Here is a 16724-nt window from a genome sequence, read left to right as displayed (position 1 = left end):
AACGGCAATGAGCGGGCAAGCGCGGGTAATCCACGGAGGCTCAATCGGGGGCGGTGATGATGCTCGAAGCGCGCGATCTGCGCTATCCGAAAAATGCAAGGCAGGGGTATTGGAAGGTCTGTTACTGCGAGTTAAACGGTATTGCGAAACCCCATGCTCGATTGCATCGCATAGCAATCCCGTGACAGTGGATGGCAGGCCATTCAACGTCGCAATGGGGTTTCGAGCGAGTTGTTACTGCCCTGACAGCAGTGCTTGCATGTCGTTCGTCATGTCCTTGAATGCAACCTTGAAATCATTGGCGACAATTGGCTGGCTGGCATTTTTCACGGTTTCACCGAACACCTTGCGAACCACCTTGGCGACCGGCAAACCGGTTCTGGCATCTACCAGGTCGGCTTCCAGGTACAGTTCGGCGGTCTGATCGCGATGGCCGGTGGCAGCTTGTGTCGCCCCGACAATGGCGGCGATCGGTACGGCTTCATACCAATGCATGCCTTCGTTGTTGGCGCTGACGTGGGTGATTGCCGCTTGCAGGATCAGCGTCCGTGAATCGGCCGGTGCGCGTGGCACCTTTGAGACAATGGTGTAGTAGGGGCTCAAGGCAGACTTGACACTATTGCTGGCTGCAGTCTGTACGTCCTGCAGGGTTTTCAGGTTGACGCGCTCGGTCGGTTTCGGCGCCGGGTACAGCGCTACCTGCTCGAACACCACCGTGGAGTAGGCGTGTGGATCAAACCCTGGCGCCATCCAGCGCAGTACCTTCTGTTCACTCGGCGTAGTCTGCTCTTGCAGCCCCTCGTAATTGGGGAGGAAGCCGGAGTATTGATTCGGCTGCGCCACTTTGGAGACACAACCGACCTGAAACACGCAGCTCAAGGCAATACCGGCAATCCATCCATTCGACATGTTCATGTGTTCTGTTCTCTGTGATGAAAGTTATCGATCAGATTGCCTGCCGTGGCCGGATAATCCGAATCAATAACCGTCAACAACTCTCAAACGTGAGTGGCTGGCGGGGCCTATGTATCGCTCTGTATCCAGCCCCCTCGAACGCAGACTGGCTTACAAATGCCCCTGCAACCGGATACACCCCGGATACACGGTTGCCGTCAAATAGCCCTGCCTAAGCGAGAAAGCAACCGCGCCTCGCACCTCGGCTTATCGCCCTTTTGGCAATGACCCACGCGGCTCGGCCGCCCACAGTATCCGGAGTATCACCATGTCCCGTATGTCGAACAAATCCCGTATTGGCCTGATCGCTGTTGCACTGGCCGGCAGCCTCAACCTCGCTTCGAACGCTTTTGCCGCCGACGCGCTGCCTCAGGGGTATCAACTGGCCTCGGCGGAAAAAACCAGTGAAGGTAAATGTGGTGAAGGCAAGTGTGGCGCTGGAGAAACCGGCGCCAAAGTGACCAAGGCCGGCGAAGGCAAGTGCGGTGAAGGCAAGTGCGGCGATGCTTCGTTCGCCCGTACCGACACCGACCACGACGGCCGCGTTTCGCTCAAGGAACTGCTGACCGTGGCCCCGCAGGGCGGCGAAGAGTTCAAGGCCATGGACACCAACAACGACGGTTTCCTCTCCGAAGGCGAGGTTTACAAATTCCGCACCAACCAGTTCATCTCCAATGGCAAGAAAGTGCCTACGGAATTGTTTACCCAGATGAGCAAGGCGAAGAGCTGATTGCGAGTTGCATCGGTCAATAACCTCCCTGGGATTTTCCTGGGGAGGTTTTTTTGCGTGCGTATCCATTGCTGCGATAACGGCCACTTATGGTTTCGTCCATGCGGTGCGTCACTTGGGAAAAACCTGTAGGAGCGAGGCTTGCCCGCGAAGGCGGCCTGACAGCCGACCTGACTTTCACGGTTGTACCTGAATGTCGAAACCCTGCGACGCAACCCTTACTCGAAGGCGCGTCGGTAGGCAAACAGCCCCGGCATGCCGCCAGTCATCACAAACAGCAGATTGCTCCCCGCCGGGTAATCACCCCGGCGTACCGCGGCGAGCAGTCCGGCGAAAGCCTTGCCGCCGTAGACGGGATCGGTGAGCAAGCCTTCCTGGGACGCCAGCAGGCGTACCGCTTCGAGCATTGCTTCGGTCGGCGCGCCATAGGCATCGCCGCGTTGGCTGCCATCCACGCGAATCGAGTGGTCGGCCAGCGTCGTGGAACGGTCAAGCAGCTGCAGGACCTGTCGGGTTTTTTCCAGGGTCGTGGTCGCGGCCTGATCCTCCGTCGCCAGCACCGAGTAGCCGAGGATTTGCGTCGAGGCACCAGCCAGGGTGACGCCGGCCAATAAACCTGAGTGCGTGCCGGCGCTGCCATTGGGCACGATGATGTGCTCGAAATGCACCCCCAGCGCCTGCGCCTGGCGCAGGATCTCGCCTGCGCAGGCGGCATAACCCAGGCTGCCCCGAGGGCTGGACCCGCCGAGGGGCATCACAAAAGGCTTCTTGCCTTGGCCCTTGAGCGTGTCGACCAACTGCGTCGCGTAGGCATCGGGCAAGACACCCCGAGCCAGCCGATGGACCTTCGCGCCAAACAAGGCATCCAGCAGCACATTGCCGTTGTGGCAAAAGTCGTCATCGGTGCGCACGGCCGAGGGTGTCAGGATCAGCTCGCAGGCAAGGCCATGACGGGCCGCCACGGCCGCGGTCAGTCGTGCGTGATTGGATTGCAAACCGCCCCAGGTCACCAGTGTGTCGGCGCCTTCGGCCAAGGCTTCGCCGAGCAGGAACTCCAGTTTGCGCAGTTTGTTGCCACCGCCGCCAAGACCGGTCAGGTCGTCGCGCTTGACGTAGAGCTGACAGCCATTGAGTTCGGGCAAGTCGCTCAAGCGGGACAGTTTCTGGATCGGCGTCGGGCCTTCGAGCAGGGCCACCCGTGGGTAGGCGGCCAGCGCGGCATCAAGATGATTCAAGTCGTGGGGCATGAAGGTTCGCTCGTGGAGTGAAGGAATTTGAACGCCATCGACCACTGTAAAAAGCTCTGGTTCGAAGATATACCACCGGCAAGGAATTACAGTTGATACACCATGTAATGAACGGTTGCATCTCTGATACAGATGCCAGCGATCTTGATAAATCGTTTCACGAGATATCTTCGCGCGAGATAAGGTCTGCCCATTCGCCTGCGGAGTACCTGGTCCCATGAATTATGCCGAGCGCAATCTTGTCTATTGGCGTCGCAACCTGGCTGTTTGTGTATTCGGCTCGTTCACCACATTGGTGAGCCTGAGCATGCTGTTGCCGTTCCTGCCGCTCTATGTGCAGCAACTGGGCGTCACTGAGCAGGCCGATGTGGTGCAGTGGTCCGCGGTAGCGTTCGGCGCGACATTCTTTGGCACGGCGATCACTGCACCGCTCTGGGGCCGCTTGGCTGATCGTTTTGGGCGTAAACCGATGCTGGTCCGCGCGGCCATCGGCATGGCGATCGTGATGTCGCTGATCGGGCTGGCGCGGGACGTTACCGATCTGGTGGCGCTGCGCCTGATCGCCGGGCTCATCGGCGGATATGCCTCGGCTTCGATCGTGATGATCGGTTCCCAGGTGCCACGGGAAAAGGCCGGTTGGGCACTGGGCGTGCTGTCGACGGGGGCGTTGTCCGGCAATTTGATCGGGCCGCTGGTAGGTGGATTCCTCCCGCAGTGGGTAGGTATCCGTGGCACTTTCTTTGTTGGCGGCGCGATGATCGCCGTGGCGGCGATCACCACCATCGTGCTGATTCGTGAGTCGTTCGATCGTAGTTCGGACGGGGCCCGACGCGCCAAAAAAATCCCGGTCGAAGGTGCCGGTTCTCGATGGCCGATCATTGGCGCACTGCTGATGACGGCAATGATGGTGCTGCTGGCCAACATGTCTATCGAGCCGATCATCACTGTCTACATCGGTCATCTGGGCGTGGCCTTTGATGATCAGGCGCAGATTGCCGGCGTGGTAATGGCCTGTTCAGCGCTGGGCAGCATCCTGACCGCTGCCAGGCTGGGGGCACTGGCCGATCGGGTCGGCAGCTGGAATGTGATCATCGGATGCCTGGTGTTGACGGCAATCGTCATGGTGCCCCAGGCATTCGTTACGCAGTGGTGGCAACTGGCAGTGTTGCGCGGCCTGATGGGCATGACCATAGCCGGGCTGCTGCCGGCGATTGCCAAGCTGATCCGGCAATCGGTGGAGGATCACGACAGCGGGAAAATCCTTGGCTATCTGCAATCGGCGCAGTTCTCCGGGCAGGTGATCGGGCCCCTGATCGGTGGCCAGATCGGCGCCCATTTCGGGTTGCACCACGTGTTCCTGGTGACCGCCGCGCTGCTGATGTTGTGCGCCGGAATCAATGGCTGGGTGAGAAGTGGCGCAGAAATCCAAAGTAGTAGATTCACCAAAAGCGATCAACCGGATCATTAATGATCATTTTACATGATCATGTGCCGGGCATAGGTTTAAAGGGCACAGATACCGCAGCCAGTGGCGGATCGAGTCTGAATCTGAGGCTGTGGAACAACAATAACGCTACCACTGCTACACGGAGTCAACGTGAACCATGCAACCGAATCAGCCAGAATCCGCAACCATCCCCGGTACAAGGAGCTGGTCTCGCGGCAGCGAAGGTTCGTCGCCAGTCTGACCGCGGCAACCCTTGTCCCGTACTTCTCGTTCATCCTCGTCGCCGCTTTCGCCCCCCAGTTGCTGGCGACGAAACTTTCCGCGACCAGCATCATCAGCATCGGTTGGCCTTTAGGTGCCGTGTTCATCGTCGGGGCCTGGTTGTTCACCGGGCTGTACATCCATCGCGCCAATGGTGAATTCGATGACCTGAGCGCAGAAATCCGCGCGGGGGCCATCGTATGAAACGCATCCTCATGAACCTCATGCTTCCCGTACTGCTGTGCGTATTCGCGGCTCGCGCCATGGCCGGTGACATTATCCAGGGCGTCGAAAAACAACCGATCAACATCACCGCCATCAGCATGTTCCTGGTCTTTGTCGTGACCACCCTGGGCATCACGTACTGGGCCGCCTCGAAAACCCGATCCATGGATGATTTCTACACCGCCGGTGGCGGCATCAGCGGTTTCCAGAACGGCCTGGCACTGGCCGGTGACTACATGTCGGCGGCGGCGTTGCTGGGGGTCACCAGCATGATCTTCTTCAACGGCTTCGATGGCGTGCTGTACTCGATCAGCTTCTTTGTCGCCTGGCCCTTGCTGTTGTTTCTGTTCGCCGAGCGCATCCGCAATCTGGGGCGCATCACCATCTCCGATATCGCTTCGTTCCGCCTCGATCAAAACCGCATCCGCACGATGACAGCCTTCGGTTCGTTGACGGTAGTGTGCTTTTACCTGGTGGTCCAGATGGTGGGAGCAGGGCAGTTGATCCAGCTGCTGTTCGGTCTGCCCTACAACTATGCGGTGGTTGCCGTGGGGCTGTTGATGGCGGTCTACGTCACCTTCGGCGGCATGGTCGCCACCACCTGGGTGCAGATCATCAAGGCCGGTTTGCTACTGGTGGGCGGGACGCTGCTGGCATTCCTGGCGCTGAGCAAGTTCGGCTTTTCCTTCGACCTGTTGTTTGAAAAAGCCGTGGCCGCGCACCGTGATGGCGAGCGGATCCTGCTGCCGAGCAAACTGGTGGCCGACCCGCTGTCGCTGATCTCATTGGCGCTTGGGCTGGTATTTGGCACCGCAGGGCTGCCGCATATCCTGATGCGCTTCTTCACCGTGCCGGACGCCAGGCAGGCGCGCAAATCGGTGTTCGTCGCCACGGGCTTCATCGGCTTTTTCTACCTGATCGTGGGCGTGCTGGGCCTGGCGGCCATCGTGATCGTCGGGCAAGACCCGGCCTTCTACGAGTCCGGCAATCTGGCGGGCAAGCTGATCGGCGGCAGTAACATGCCGGTGATGCACCTGGCCAAAGCCGTGGGTGGCGACCTGTTGCTGGGCTTCATTTCCGCCGTGGCGTTCGCGACGATCCTGGCGGTGGTGTCGGGGCTGACCATGGCGGGCACATCAGCGATCTCCCATGACTTGTACGTGATGGTGGTCAGGAAGGGTAAGGCCGAAGCCAAGGACGAACGCCGCGTTTCGCGCATTGCCTCGGTGGGCATCGGCATCGTCGCGGTGGTGCTGGGGATTCTGTTCAAGGATCAGAACATTGCCTTTCTGGTTGCACTGACGTTCGGCGTGGCGGCCTCGGTCAACTTCCCGATCCTGGTGCTCTCGATGTACTGGAAAGGGCTGACCACCCGGGGCGCGCTGATCGGCGGTGTCGCCGGGCTGGTGAGTGCGGTGGGCCTGGTCATTCTCTCGCCGGCGGTGTGGGTCAAGGTGCTGGGCAATGCCGAGGCGATCTTCCCCTATGACTACCCGGCGATCATCTCGATGAACGTGGCATTCCTGTTCACCTGGCTGGGCTCGGTGACTGACCGCAGCCGTGGCGCGGTGCTCGAGCGCGAGCGTTTCGATGATCAGTTGATCCGCGCCCAGACCGGGCTCGGCGCCGCGCAGGCGGTCAACCACTAAGACCTTCGCGGTCCATCCTTTCCTGATCTGCGCATTCTGCAAAAGGAGTCAGCCATGCAACTACGAGACAATGGCCTGAGATTTTCACCCATCACCGTTGCCCTGCACTGGGTCGTGGCGTTTTCGCTGCTGGCGATTTTCGGCCTGCAACTGTTGAACGACCACGCCTCCAGCGAGGCGCAGCAACTGGCGCTTGGCAGGGTACAAAACCTGCTGGGGCTGATTCTGTTCCTCGTCTCGTCCTACCGGTTCTGGGCGCGGATCACCTCCTATCATCCGCTGCCGGTAGGCACGCCGAACCCGATCGAAGTGATCATCAGCCGCTCGGTGGCGGTGTCGCTGGCCCTGGCGATGGTGCTGTTGCCGATCGCGGTATGGGCTTCACGGGCCGCTGCCGGCGAGGTCGTCGAACTGCCCGGCGGGTTGTGGATTCCGAGCATCCTGCCGGCCAACCCGACCTTGAAGCATGTGGTCGATGTGTTGTTTGACATTGGCGCCTCGGCGTTCCTCGCCGGGCTCGCATTGCATGTGTTCGGCGCGGTGAAGAATCACTTTCTCCTGAAGAACAACACGCTCAAGCGGATGCTTGGCAAACATGTGGAGCTGTGAGTCATGAAACAGGACAAAACGGTTTTTTCGGGTAATGTCGTCACCCGGCTCTGCGGCGTGAACTACCCGATATTTCTCGGCGGCATGGCGGCCATATCCGGCCCGAAACTGGTCGGGGCCGTGGCCAACGCCGGGGGCATGGGCGTGCTCGGCGGGTTGCGGCTGCCGCCTTTGGCCTTGCGTCGCTGGATCGAGGAAACACGGGCACTGACCGACCAGCCGTTCGGGGTGAACCTGGTGCCGCAGTTCGGCGGGCCGGATGTGTTCGAAGCGCAGTTCCAGGTGATCCTCAAGCAGAAGCCCAAATTGTTGTCGCTGTTCTATGCCGAGAAATATGCCGCCGACATGATTCCCCGGGCGAAAGACGCCGGGCTGTTGGTGATGGTGCAAGCTGGGTCGGTGGAGCTGGCCCGCATCGCTATCGCCCAGGGCGCGGATATCATCATTGCCCAGGGCAGTGAAAGCGGTGGGCACCTCAATCGCGGCACGATCGGCATCATGCCGTTGTTGACCTCGATCCTGGCTGTCGCCGAGGGCAAGCCGGTGCTGGCGGCCGGCGGTATCGTCCACGGCGATGATGTGCGCGCACTGATGTCGCTCGGCGCGTCAGGGGTGGTGGTGGGCACGGCGTTCATTGCCACCGATGAGTCCAACGCCCATCCGCTGTACAAACAGAAGATCATCGAGGCGACTACCGATGACACGGAGTACCGCACCGGCTATTCGTTCGGCTGGACCTACGGCACGCCGCACCGGGTGATTCCCAATCGGGACAAGTGGAACCTGCTGCGCTTTATCGGCGGCGGGGCCCGGGCGATTGACAAGCCTCGGATGGCGCAGAAGCTGTCGCTGTATGCGGGGCAGGGGGTGGGCAAGATCCACAGTGTCGTGCCGGCTGCCGAGCGGGTGGCGGAGCTGGCGTGCGGGCTGGATCAGTTGTCTGTAACCGAGAGAAAGGTCACGGACTACGCTGCGACAGGACGGTTCCTGAACGAGCAGAGAAGGACACTCGGCTGGCAGTGAACCTTGTGGGAGCGAGCCTGCTCGCGAAGGCGACAGCACATCCAGAATGGATGTCGACTGAACCACCGCTTTCGCGAGCAGGCTCGCTCCCACAGTGGTTGCCGATGTAGTTCAAGCCACCGCCGGCCGGGCGATCTGTTGTTGCGCCAGGCCGATGAACGCGCTCATCGCCGAGGTGATCATCGTGTCGTTGCGGCGGATGAACACCGTGGAGACATTGGCGAATTCCGCCGGCAGGGTGTGGCAGCGGATGGCATGGCGCACGCTGCAGTTTTCTGCGATGGCCTTGGGCAACAGGGTCACGCCCATGCCCGCCGCCACGCACGACAGGATGCCGTCGAGCGTGCCCAGTTCCATGATCTGGTTGGGCACAAGACCCACTTGGTAGAACCAGTTCTCCAGGGTCGAACGATAGAAACAGCCGGTGCGGAACACCAGCACGGTCTGCTGGGGCATTTTCTCGATCAGCGCCGGCAACGTTTCGAACTGGCTGCTGCTGACCAATACCAACTCTTCGCAGAACACCTCTTCCTGGGCCAGCGCCGAGTTCTGGTGAAAGCCGCCGACGAAGGCACCGTCGAGGCGATGGGCTTCAATGGCCTTGATCAACTCGACCGTGGTGCCGGTGAGCAACGACAACTGCACGTCGGGATACTGCTCGCGGTAGCGGGTCAGCACTTGCGGCAAGCGAATGGCAGCGGTGGTCTCCATCGAGCCGAGCCTGAGCAGGCCGCTCGGGCTGCCGGTGTCCATCAGGGCGCTGCGGCTCTCGTCGGTGAGTTGCAGGATGCGCCGCGCATAACCGAGAAAGGTCTCGCCCGCCGAGGTGAGTACCACGCCTGATTTCTTGCGGATGAACAGTTCGCGATTGAGTTCGGCTTCCAGTTCCTTCACGCGCATGGTGACGTTGGACTGCACGGTATTCACCTGCAACGCGGCGGCGGTGAAGCTGCCCAGTTCGGCCACGGCGCAGAAAATCTTCAGTTGGCGCATTTCCATTTGTTGTCACCATCTATCAGTAGAAGTGATCGCTGACATGCTTAACGATCACTTTACGGCCATTTCTGGTGATTAGTAAAGTGACTAAAACCCCCTGATAAGTGAAGGTCGGCCCATGACACTGATTTCGACAATCGACCATGTCTTCGCTGGAGGCCTGGCGCTATTGCAGCCTGAAGGGCAGCGCACGGGCATCTTCAAGCAACGCCAGGCAGGCCCGGTGCGCGTGGAGTTACAGGGGATCGTCGGCGACCAGCACGGCGACACCCGGGTGCACGGCGGGCCGGAAAAAGCCGTGCATCAGTATGCGGCGCAGAACTACCAGCGTCTGGCGCAGGCCTTTGCCCCCAGTGCCGCGCAAATGGTTGTGGGGAGCCTGGGGGAGAACATTTGCGCATTCGGGCTTTCGGAACTCAACGTGCACATCGGCGACGTGTTCCGCATCGGCAGCAGCCTGTTGCAGGTCTCCCAGCCGCGCAGTCCGTGCTGGAAGATCAACCATCGGTTTGATGCCGAGCACATGTCGATGTTCGTCGCCCGGGAACGAATCACCGGCTGGTATTACCGGGTGCTCGAGCCGGGCTGGCTGCAAGCGGGGGACCGCATTGAATTGCTGGAACGGCATAACGAACGGTTTTCCATCGACCAGTTCTGGCAGGTGCAATTGGCGCACCGGCCGCTGATCGACGATTTGCTCGCGCTGGCGGACAGCGTCGGCCTGGCCGCGGACTGGAAGCGCCGCCTGGGCGAGCGGGCGAAATGGCTGCTTCATAAAATATGATCCATAAGATCATTAATCATCATTTTACATGATTTATCGGCGGGCCTAACGTGGCCATGTCGGGAGCGCTCAGCCGCCCCGGCCTGACAACAACAAGAGATGGCTCCTATCCACCACCAGGGGACAACCCGCCATGAGCACCCAGCCTGCAGACATCGCACACTACATTCACGGTCGCCTGACACCCGGCACTTCCAGTCGCTCGCAGCACGTCACCAACCCCGCCACCGGTGGGGTGATCGGCAAGGTGGCCCTGGCCTGCGCCGCGGACGTCGACGCCGCGGTGCAGTCGGCCGCCGCCGCCTTTCCCGCCTGGTCGGCGACACCGCCGCTGCGCCGCGCGCGCATTCTGTTCAAGTTCCTCGCGCTGCTCAACGAGCACCGCGACACCCTGGCCCGGATGATCACCACCGAACATGGCAAGGTCTTCACCGATGCCCAGGGCGAAGTGACGCGCGGCATCGAGGTTGTCGAGTTCGCTTGCGGCATCCCGCAATTGCTCAAGGGCGACTACACCGAGCAAGTCTCGACCAACATCGATAACTGGACCCTGCGCCAGTCCCTGGGCGTGGTGGCCGGTATCACGCCCTTCAACTTCCCGGTGATGGTGCCGATGTGGATGTTTCCGGTGGCCATCGCCTGCGGCAACACCTTCGTGCTCAAGCCCAGCCCGATCGACCCATCGCCGGCGTTACTGATTGCCGAGTTGTTCAAGGAGGCCGGGCTGCCCGACGGCGTATTCAACGTGGTGCAGGGCGACAAGGAAGCCGTGGACGCGCTGCTCGACCACCCTGAAGTCAAGGCCGTGAGTTTTGTCGGCTCCACGCCAATCGCCAACTACATCTACGAGACCGGCGCTCGCCACGGCAAGCGTGTGCAGGCGTTGGGTGGGGCGAAAAACCACATGGTGGTGATGCCCGATGCCGACGTCGAGCAGGTGGTCGATGCGCTGATCGGCGCGGCATTCGGTTCTGCCGGCGAGCGCTGCATGGCGATCTCGGTGGCAGTGTTTGTCGGTGATGTGGCCGACAAGGTCCTCCCCAAACTGGTGGAACGCACCCGCACACTGAAGATCCTCGAGGGCATGAACCTGGCCGCCGAAATGGGCCCGATCGTTTCGCGCGTGGCGCACCAGCGCATCACCGGCTACATCGAGCAAGGCATCGCTGAAGGCGCCGAGATGCTGGTCGACGGCCGTGACTTCGATGGCTCGCAGGCCGGCGCCGATTGCGCCGGGGGCTTCTGGCTCGGTGGCACAATATTCGACCATGTCACCCCCGAGATGAAGATCTACCAGGAGGAAATCTTCGGTCCGGTGCTGGCGTGCATGCGGGTCAAGGATTTCGCCGAGGCGGTCGATCTGGTCAATGCCCACGAATTCGGCAACGGCACCGCGTGCTACACCCGCGACGGCCATATCGCCCGTGAATTCGCGACCCGCATCCAGGTGGGCATGGTCGGCATCAACGTGCCGATTCCGGTGCCAATGGCGTGGCACGGTTTCGGTGGCTGGAAGCGCTCGCTGTTCGGTGACATGCACGCCTATGGCGAAGAGGGCGTGCGTTTTTACACCAAACAGAAATCGGTCATGCAGCGCTGGCCGAACAGCATTGCCAAGGGCGCCGAGTTTGCCATGCCGACCTCCAAGTAGGCCTTCACGCGCTTTCGGGTTGGAGGGTGTGCAGGCGCGGGCTTGCACGCTGTCCATTGTCCCAGGGAGCGGCTCTGCCTTTTCTCAACGGCGGCTCGCTCCCATTTTCTTGCCCAAGGTAAACCGCGATGCCATTGCTCAAGTTCGACATCATTCAAGGCCGTAGCGACGAACAGTTGCGCACTTTGCTGGAGGTGGCGCATCAGGCCATGGTCCAGGCATTCGAGGTGCCTGCCAGTGATCGCTACCAGAGCGTGACGCAACACCGGCCGGGGGAGTTGGTACTGCACGACACGGGATTGGGTTACTCGCGATCGGACAATGTGGTGTTGCTGACGGTGATTTCGCGCCCGCGCGCCCAGCAGCAAAAAGTCGCGTTCTACCGCTTGCTGGCCGAGCAGTTGCACGCCGAGTGCGGCCTGTCGCCGGACGACCTGATTGTTTCACTGGTGGAGAACACCGACGCGGACTGGTCGTTCGGTCGTGGCCGCGCGCAATTTCTGACTGCAGAGCTCTAGCGTTCACTTTCATTCATCAGGCCCAGGTGCTGCCATGTCCAATCCACTGTTGTCCCTATTGAACATCCAATTGCCGATCATTCAGGCGCCGATGGTGGGCGTCTCCACCTCCCGGCTTGCGGCGGCGGTGTCCAATGCTGGCGGGCTGGGTTCCATCGGCATTGGCGCGAGCAACGTCGAGCAGGCGCGGGCGATGCTGCGTGAGACCGCGGCGCTTACCGACAAACCCTTCAACGTGAATGTGTTCTGCCACCAGCCGGCTGTCCGGGACACCTTCCGAGAATCCCGGTGGTTACAATTTCTGGCAGGTTTTTTCGCCGAGTTTGGTGCCGAGCCACCGGTGTCGCTGCGGGAAATCTACACTTCGTTCGTCGAAGATGCCGACATGCTGCAGATGCTGCTGGAAGAAAAGCCGGCGGTGGTCAGCTTCCATTTTGGCCTGCCGCCACGACCAGCCATCGATGCACTCAAGGCCGCTGGCATCCTGCTGCTGTGTTCCGTGACCAGCCTTGCCGAAGCGTTGGCGGCGCAGGACGCGGGCGTGCATGCACTGGTGGCACAGGGTTACGAGGCGGGTGGGCATCGCGGGGTCTTCGATCCGCGGCAGGATTTGCAGATGGGCACCTGCGCTTTGGTGCGTGTACTGGTCGATGCCTGTCGTCTGCCAGTGATTGCCGCGGGCGGCATCATGGACGGTGCAGGTATTAACGCCGTCATGCAGTTGGGCGCCAGTGCCGCGCAGTTGGGCACGGCATTCATTCTCTGCCCTGAATCGTCGGCGAACGCTGCCTATCGCGAAGCGCTCAAAGGCCCGCGCGCGCATCAGACGCACGTCACCAGCGTCATTTCCGGCCGCCCGGCCCGGGGCATGGTCAATCGCAACTTCACCAGCCTCGAAGGGGCAGGCATCGAATTGCCGGACTACCCACTCACCTATGACGCCAACAAGGCGCTCAACGCTGTGGCGGCGGCCCGGACCAATAGCGATTTTGCCGTGCAATGGGCTGGACAGGGGGCACCATTGGCTCGGGAGTTGCCGGCCGCAGCGTTGGTGAAGCTGCTCGCGGCCGAGATGCAATCCTGAGTGCGGGCTTGTCATGGTTTTGTTGTAACTTGGGCGCCGGGACTGAATCGGTTTGCAAGGGATGAACCATGACATTGACGGCCGAGAAATTGGTTGGCATCGCATTGACCAACCCGATCAACGCGCAATTGACCTCACGCTTGCCTGCGCTTGGCCTTGATCAATGCATGCTCACGGCAGGTTGCCTGTTCCAGGCGGTATGGAATCAACAGGCGCAGCGCGATCCTGCCTGGGGCATCAGGGATTACGACGTTTTCTACTTTGACACCGATCTGTCGTGGGAGGCCGAGAACGAAGTTATTCATCGGGCTCAGGGTCTGTTCCACGATCTCGGGGTCAACGTTGAGCTCAGGAATCAGGCGCGCGTGCACCTTTGGTACAGTCAGCGCTTTGGCGGGACTTATTCCAGGCTTGAATCGGCCAGGGACGGGATTGATCGCTACCTGGTGGCGGGTACTTGTATTGGTCTGGATGTTGTCACCGGCGAGGTCTACGCCCCCTACGGCCTGGAGGACTTGGACGATGGTGTGTTGCGCATCAATCCGGCAAACCCCAGGCCTGACTTGTTCGAGCAGAAGGCGAAGAGTTATCAGGTTCGCTGGCCATGGTTGAAAGTTGTGTAAGGCGTGCCTGCCCGCGTTGTGATCGATGATGGTTCCCACGCTCTGCGTCACTGTTGCGCACTGCTCAGGTCATGCGTCGTCAGCGGAACGCGGAGCGTCCCTGGCGGAGCGTGGGAACGATCAACGTGTTCGCTTGAAATCAGGCCGCCTCGCTTTGCTTTTGATCGCGAGCGCCCCGTTAAACCACGATGGCCCATCGCGACGACCCCTGTAGGAGCGAGCATGTCGAATCGTCGCACCGTCGCGATGGAGGTCAACGATGACGCGGGAAGCCTGACACCCCGGGGAGCTCTCAGGTTTTTCGCGAGCGAGCTCCTGCAGAAAGGGCGAAACCATAAGCAGCCATTACCGCAGCAATGGATATGTACGCCAAAAGAATCCAGCAAAAATAGCCTGGGTGGTTTCTCCCATCGAGTGCCGTCAGGCTAAAAAGGCCGATACCTGGACGAGGTTATTGTCCTGGGCTGCCGCGACAAGGTGCAAAGGCACATGCGGTTGCTCGACGGGGGAGGAGATTTCAATGCTTCCCACAATATGCGCTTGTCGCTCGCTCAGTCCGGTCGACTCTTGTTCCTTTTCCTTAGCCATTCTCGCGTGGTTCGCTGCGATTTCGTTGAGAGTTGACACGTTACATCTCCGGTGACTGACCAAGCGTTTTGCTGGAGTCCTTTAGCGTTGATTGGATGGCCATCGCGTCAGTTTTATGTCGTTCGCGATGGCTAACGCGGGCCGGTGCAATCCCCACGCCAGAGAAGGCCAGGATTACCTGTGGCGATTTCATTTACGACGAAAGGTTATGGGCCTCGGTTAAAACACGATGCCGAGCTTTACGCCGTACTCGTCCCGGGTCTGCTTGTCGAAGTCGGTTAGCTGAAATTGACCGTCCAGGTCGTATTTGAAGCGGTTGTAGTAAAGGCTGGCAATCACCGGAATCGATCCCTCCTGGTTGAACAGCCAGCTCAATTCGACAAATGGATTGGTGGTGTCCTTGAGGTCCTGTTCCTCGCTGTCCACGTTGTGGATTTCCAGCTGCGCATTTCCATTGACGACCTTGCGAACGCCGGCTTCCAGGCGCAAGGTTGAGGTACTGAAGGCGTGGTTGTAGCCGGCTGCGACTTTAGCGAAGGGAGTGCGACTGGTGAGATTGATGTCGTACTTGTGAAAATCCGGGTCATAACGGTTCCACTTATAGCCTGCTCCGATCAAAACGTCGAAAAAATTGTCGGCATCCAGGGCGATTCTCCACCCCAGGTCCAGGTCGGCCTGGCCATCGGTGACGCGTTGATGCTTTTCCTCGGAGTACTGCCCGGTGATTTCTGCCTGATACACAAGGCCGCCCCGGCCCGTCATCTTGTTGCCGAAGTTGAGGAACAGTCCTGCTTCGGGGATATGCTCGGAACTGCTGGTCCTGCGGCCTGTAAACTCCAGCTCGCTGTAGCTTCCCAGCAGGCCGGCGGAAAAAACAGGGTTTTCAGAAGATGTTGCGCTAGCGAATGACGGGGCGGCGCCCGCCAGGAGGGAGGTGACAACAGCAGCAAGACTGGTTCTATTCATGAGAACTCCATCAGCGCACCAGGGTCCGTGACGGACCTGTCACTAACAACAATAGTCGGTTTTGGTACAACGTAAGACCGGTCGTCGGCGAGTTCTCGAAAAAGATGGCAATTGGCCTTGGTGTCATCTTTTTGTCGTCCGTGAGTGCGACTTTGCGGGGTTGCGGTGCGGATCCTTGTCCGACGAACTGCACTTCTGCTCTTTCGATATGTGGCCAGTGCGGGCACAATGCGCATCCTTTTTTTGGCTGGCCTTGCCGGAGGCCTCGAAATGATCAAAACGCCGTACTACCTCATCGATAAGCAAAAGCTGCTGGGCAACATGGAAAAGATTGCCTACGTGCGCGAGCAGTCCGGGGCCAAGGCCCTGCTGGCACTCAAGTGCTTCGCCACCTGGTCGGTGTTTGACCTGATGCAGCAATACATGGATGGCACCACGTCGTCGTCGCTCTACGAACTCAAGCTCGGTCGGCAGAAGTTCGCTGGGGAGACTCACGCCTACAGCGTCGCCTGGGCCGATGACGAAATCGAGGAGATGCTCGACAACTGCGACAAGATCATCTTCAACTCCATCGGCCAGTTGCAGCGCTACACGCAAGCGTCTGAAGGCAAGGTCCGTGGCCTGCGGGTCAATCCGCAGGTGAGCAGCTCCGATTACCTGTTGGCCGACCCGGCACGGCCGTTCAGCCGCCTGGGTGAGTGGGACCCGGTGAAGATCGAGCAGGTCATCGAGCAGATTTCCGGCTTCATGTTCCACAACAACTGCGAGAACGGTGACTTCGGCCTGTTCGACGACATGCTGTGCACCATCGAAGAGCGTTTCGGTCATCTGCTGCACAAGGTCGAGTGGGTCAGCCTCGGTGGCGGTATTCACTTCACCGGCGAAGGCTACGCGCTGGATGAGTTCTGCGCGCGCCTCAAGGCGTTCTCGCAAAAGTACGGCGTGCAGGTCTACCTGGAACCGGGCGAAGCGGCGATCACCCAGAGTGCGTCGCTGGAAGTCACCGTGCTTGACACGCTCTACAACGGCAAGCACCTGGCGGTCGTGGACAGCTCTATCGAAGCCCACATGCTCGATCTGCTGATCTACCGCCTGAACGCCAAGCTGGCCCCGAGCGCGGGTGAGCACACCTACATGGTGTGCGGCAAATCCTGCCTGGCCGGCGATATTTTCGGTGAGTACCAGTTCGATCGTCCGCTGGCCATCGGCGACCGCCTGTCGTTCGTCGACGCCGCGGGCTACACCATGGTCAAGAAAAACTGGTTCAACGGCCTGAAAATGCCGTCCATCGTAGTGAAACAACTCGACGGTACTGTCGAGGTGGTTCGTGAATTCGGTTACAACGACTATATGTCCAGCCTCTCGTAAG

17 protein-coding genes are annotated in these 16724 nt (G+C 60.2%); 12 read left to right on the top strand and 5 right to left on the bottom strand.

What is annotated here, in order from left to right:
* Positions 1-234 precede the first annotated feature (234 nt).
* Positions 235-915: a DUF3313 domain-containing protein gene (locus tag CGA21_RS09090; protein ID WP_188264042.1), complete on the bottom strand. Its 681-nt coding sequence runs from the start codon at positions 913-915 to the stop codon at positions 235-237.
* Between the two features lie 307 nt (positions 916-1222).
* Here CGA21_RS09090 and CGA21_RS09085 point away from each other — a divergent pair, with 307 nt between their 5' ends.
* Positions 1223-1684: a hypothetical protein gene (locus CGA21_RS09085; RefSeq protein ID WP_110751279.1), complete on the top strand. Its 462-nt coding sequence runs from the start codon at positions 1223-1225 to the stop codon at positions 1682-1684.
* 218 nt (positions 1685-1902) lie between these two features.
* Here CGA21_RS09085 and CGA21_RS09080 read toward each other — a convergent pair whose 3' ends face one another.
* The gene (locus tag CGA21_RS09080; RefSeq protein ID WP_110751281.1) at positions 1903-2931 is read right to left on the bottom strand and encodes a D-cysteine desulfhydrase family protein; all 1029 of its coding nucleotides are present in this window, start codon (positions 2929-2931) and stop codon (positions 1903-1905) included.
* 217 nt (positions 2932-3148) lie between these two features.
* Here CGA21_RS09080 and CGA21_RS09075 point away from each other — a divergent pair, with 217 nt between their 5' ends.
* The 5 genes from CGA21_RS09075 (at position 3149) to CGA21_RS09055 (ending at position 8145) form a co-directional block, all read left to right on the top strand.
* Positions 3149-4399: an MFS transporter gene (locus CGA21_RS09075; RefSeq protein ID WP_188264041.1), complete on the top strand. Its 1251-nt coding sequence runs from the start codon at positions 3149-3151 to the stop codon at positions 4397-4399.
* A 129-nt stretch (positions 4400-4528) separates the two neighbouring features.
* Positions 4529-4843: a DUF485 domain-containing protein gene (locus tag CGA21_RS09070; protein WP_110751285.1), complete on the top strand. Its 315-nt coding sequence runs from the start codon at positions 4529-4531 to the stop codon at positions 4841-4843.
* Entirely contained in the window at positions 4840-6513 is a 1674-nt protein-coding gene (locus CGA21_RS09065) for a cation acetate symporter (protein WP_188264040.1), read from the top strand. Before CGA21_RS09070 ends, CGA21_RS09065 begins: the two co-directional genes overlap by 4 nt.
* A gap of 54 nt (positions 6514-6567) precedes the next feature.
* Positions 6568-7122, top strand: a complete 555-nt coding sequence (locus CGA21_RS09060) for a cytochrome b (RefSeq protein WP_110751289.1) — start codon at positions 6568-6570, stop codon at positions 7120-7122.
* A gap of 3 nt (positions 7123-7125) precedes the next feature.
* A complete protein-coding gene (locus CGA21_RS09055) occupies positions 7126-8145 on the top strand; it encodes an NAD(P)H-dependent flavin oxidoreductase (protein ID WP_110751291.1) in 1020 nt (339 codons plus the stop codon).
* Between the two features lie 111 nt (positions 8146-8256).
* Here CGA21_RS09055 and CGA21_RS09050 read toward each other — a convergent pair whose 3' ends face one another.
* Positions 8257-9144, bottom strand: coding sequence for a LysR family transcriptional regulator (locus tag CGA21_RS09050; RefSeq protein ID WP_033043782.1), 888 nt, complete (start codon positions 9142-9144; stop codon positions 8257-8259).
* Positions 9145-9259: 115 nt separating this feature from the next.
* On the opposite strand from CGA21_RS09050, the gene CGA21_RS09045 reads away from it, so the two are divergent.
* The 5 genes from CGA21_RS09045 (at position 9260) to CGA21_RS09025 (ending at position 13801) form a co-directional block, all read left to right on the top strand.
* Positions 9260-9925, top strand: coding sequence for an MOSC domain-containing protein (locus CGA21_RS09045; protein ID WP_188264039.1), 666 nt, complete (start codon positions 9260-9262; stop codon positions 9923-9925).
* A gap of 133 nt (positions 9926-10058) precedes the next feature.
* Positions 10059-11576 carry a CoA-acylating methylmalonate-semialdehyde dehydrogenase gene (locus CGA21_RS09040; RefSeq protein WP_110751295.1) on the top strand — a complete coding sequence of 506 codons (1518 nt, stop codon included), beginning with the start codon at positions 10059-10061 and terminating at the stop codon, positions 11574-11576.
* Positions 11577-11704: 128 nt separating this feature from the next.
* Positions 11705-12094: a tautomerase family protein gene (locus tag CGA21_RS09035; protein ID WP_188264038.1), complete on the top strand. Its 390-nt coding sequence runs from the start codon at positions 11705-11707 to the stop codon at positions 12092-12094.
* Positions 12095-12128: 34 nt separating this feature from the next.
* The gene (locus CGA21_RS09030; protein WP_188264037.1) at positions 12129-13178 is read left to right on the top strand and encodes an NAD(P)H-dependent flavin oxidoreductase; all 1050 of its coding nucleotides are present in this window, start codon (positions 12129-12131) and stop codon (positions 13176-13178) included.
* A gap of 68 nt (positions 13179-13246) precedes the next feature.
* On the top strand, positions 13247-13801 hold the full coding sequence (locus CGA21_RS09025) for a nucleotidyltransferase family protein (RefSeq protein ID WP_188264036.1): 555 nt from the start codon (positions 13247-13249) through the stop codon (positions 13799-13801).
* Between the two features lie 420 nt (positions 13802-14221).
* Here CGA21_RS09025 and CGA21_RS09020 read toward each other — a convergent pair whose 3' ends face one another.
* Together CGA21_RS09020 and CGA21_RS09015 are read right to left on the bottom strand one after the other, a co-directional pair.
* Entirely contained in the window at positions 14222-14428 is a 207-nt protein-coding gene (locus CGA21_RS09020; protein ID WP_110751303.1) for a hypothetical protein, read from the bottom strand.
* Between the two features lie 180 nt (positions 14429-14608).
* The gene (locus CGA21_RS09015; protein WP_188264035.1) at positions 14609-15355 is read right to left on the bottom strand and encodes a hypothetical protein; all 747 of its coding nucleotides are present in this window, start codon (positions 15353-15355) and stop codon (positions 14609-14611) included.
* 270 nt (positions 15356-15625) lie between these two features.
* On the opposite strand from CGA21_RS09015, the gene CGA21_RS09010 reads away from it, so the two are divergent.
* Complete coding sequence (locus tag CGA21_RS09010; RefSeq protein ID WP_033044664.1) at positions 15626-16723, top strand: carboxynorspermidine decarboxylase; 1098 nt, start codon at positions 15626-15628, stop codon at positions 16721-16723.
* Position 16724: the final 1 nt, after the last annotated feature.

The organism is Pseudomonas sp. PSB11 (genome assembly GCF_014596605.1).
In the GTDB taxonomy this organism is placed as follows: Bacteria; Pseudomonadota; Gammaproteobacteria; order Pseudomonadales; family Pseudomonadaceae; genus Aquipseudomonas; species Aquipseudomonas umsongensis.
This window is presented reverse-complemented; position numbering and strand designations above follow the sequence as displayed.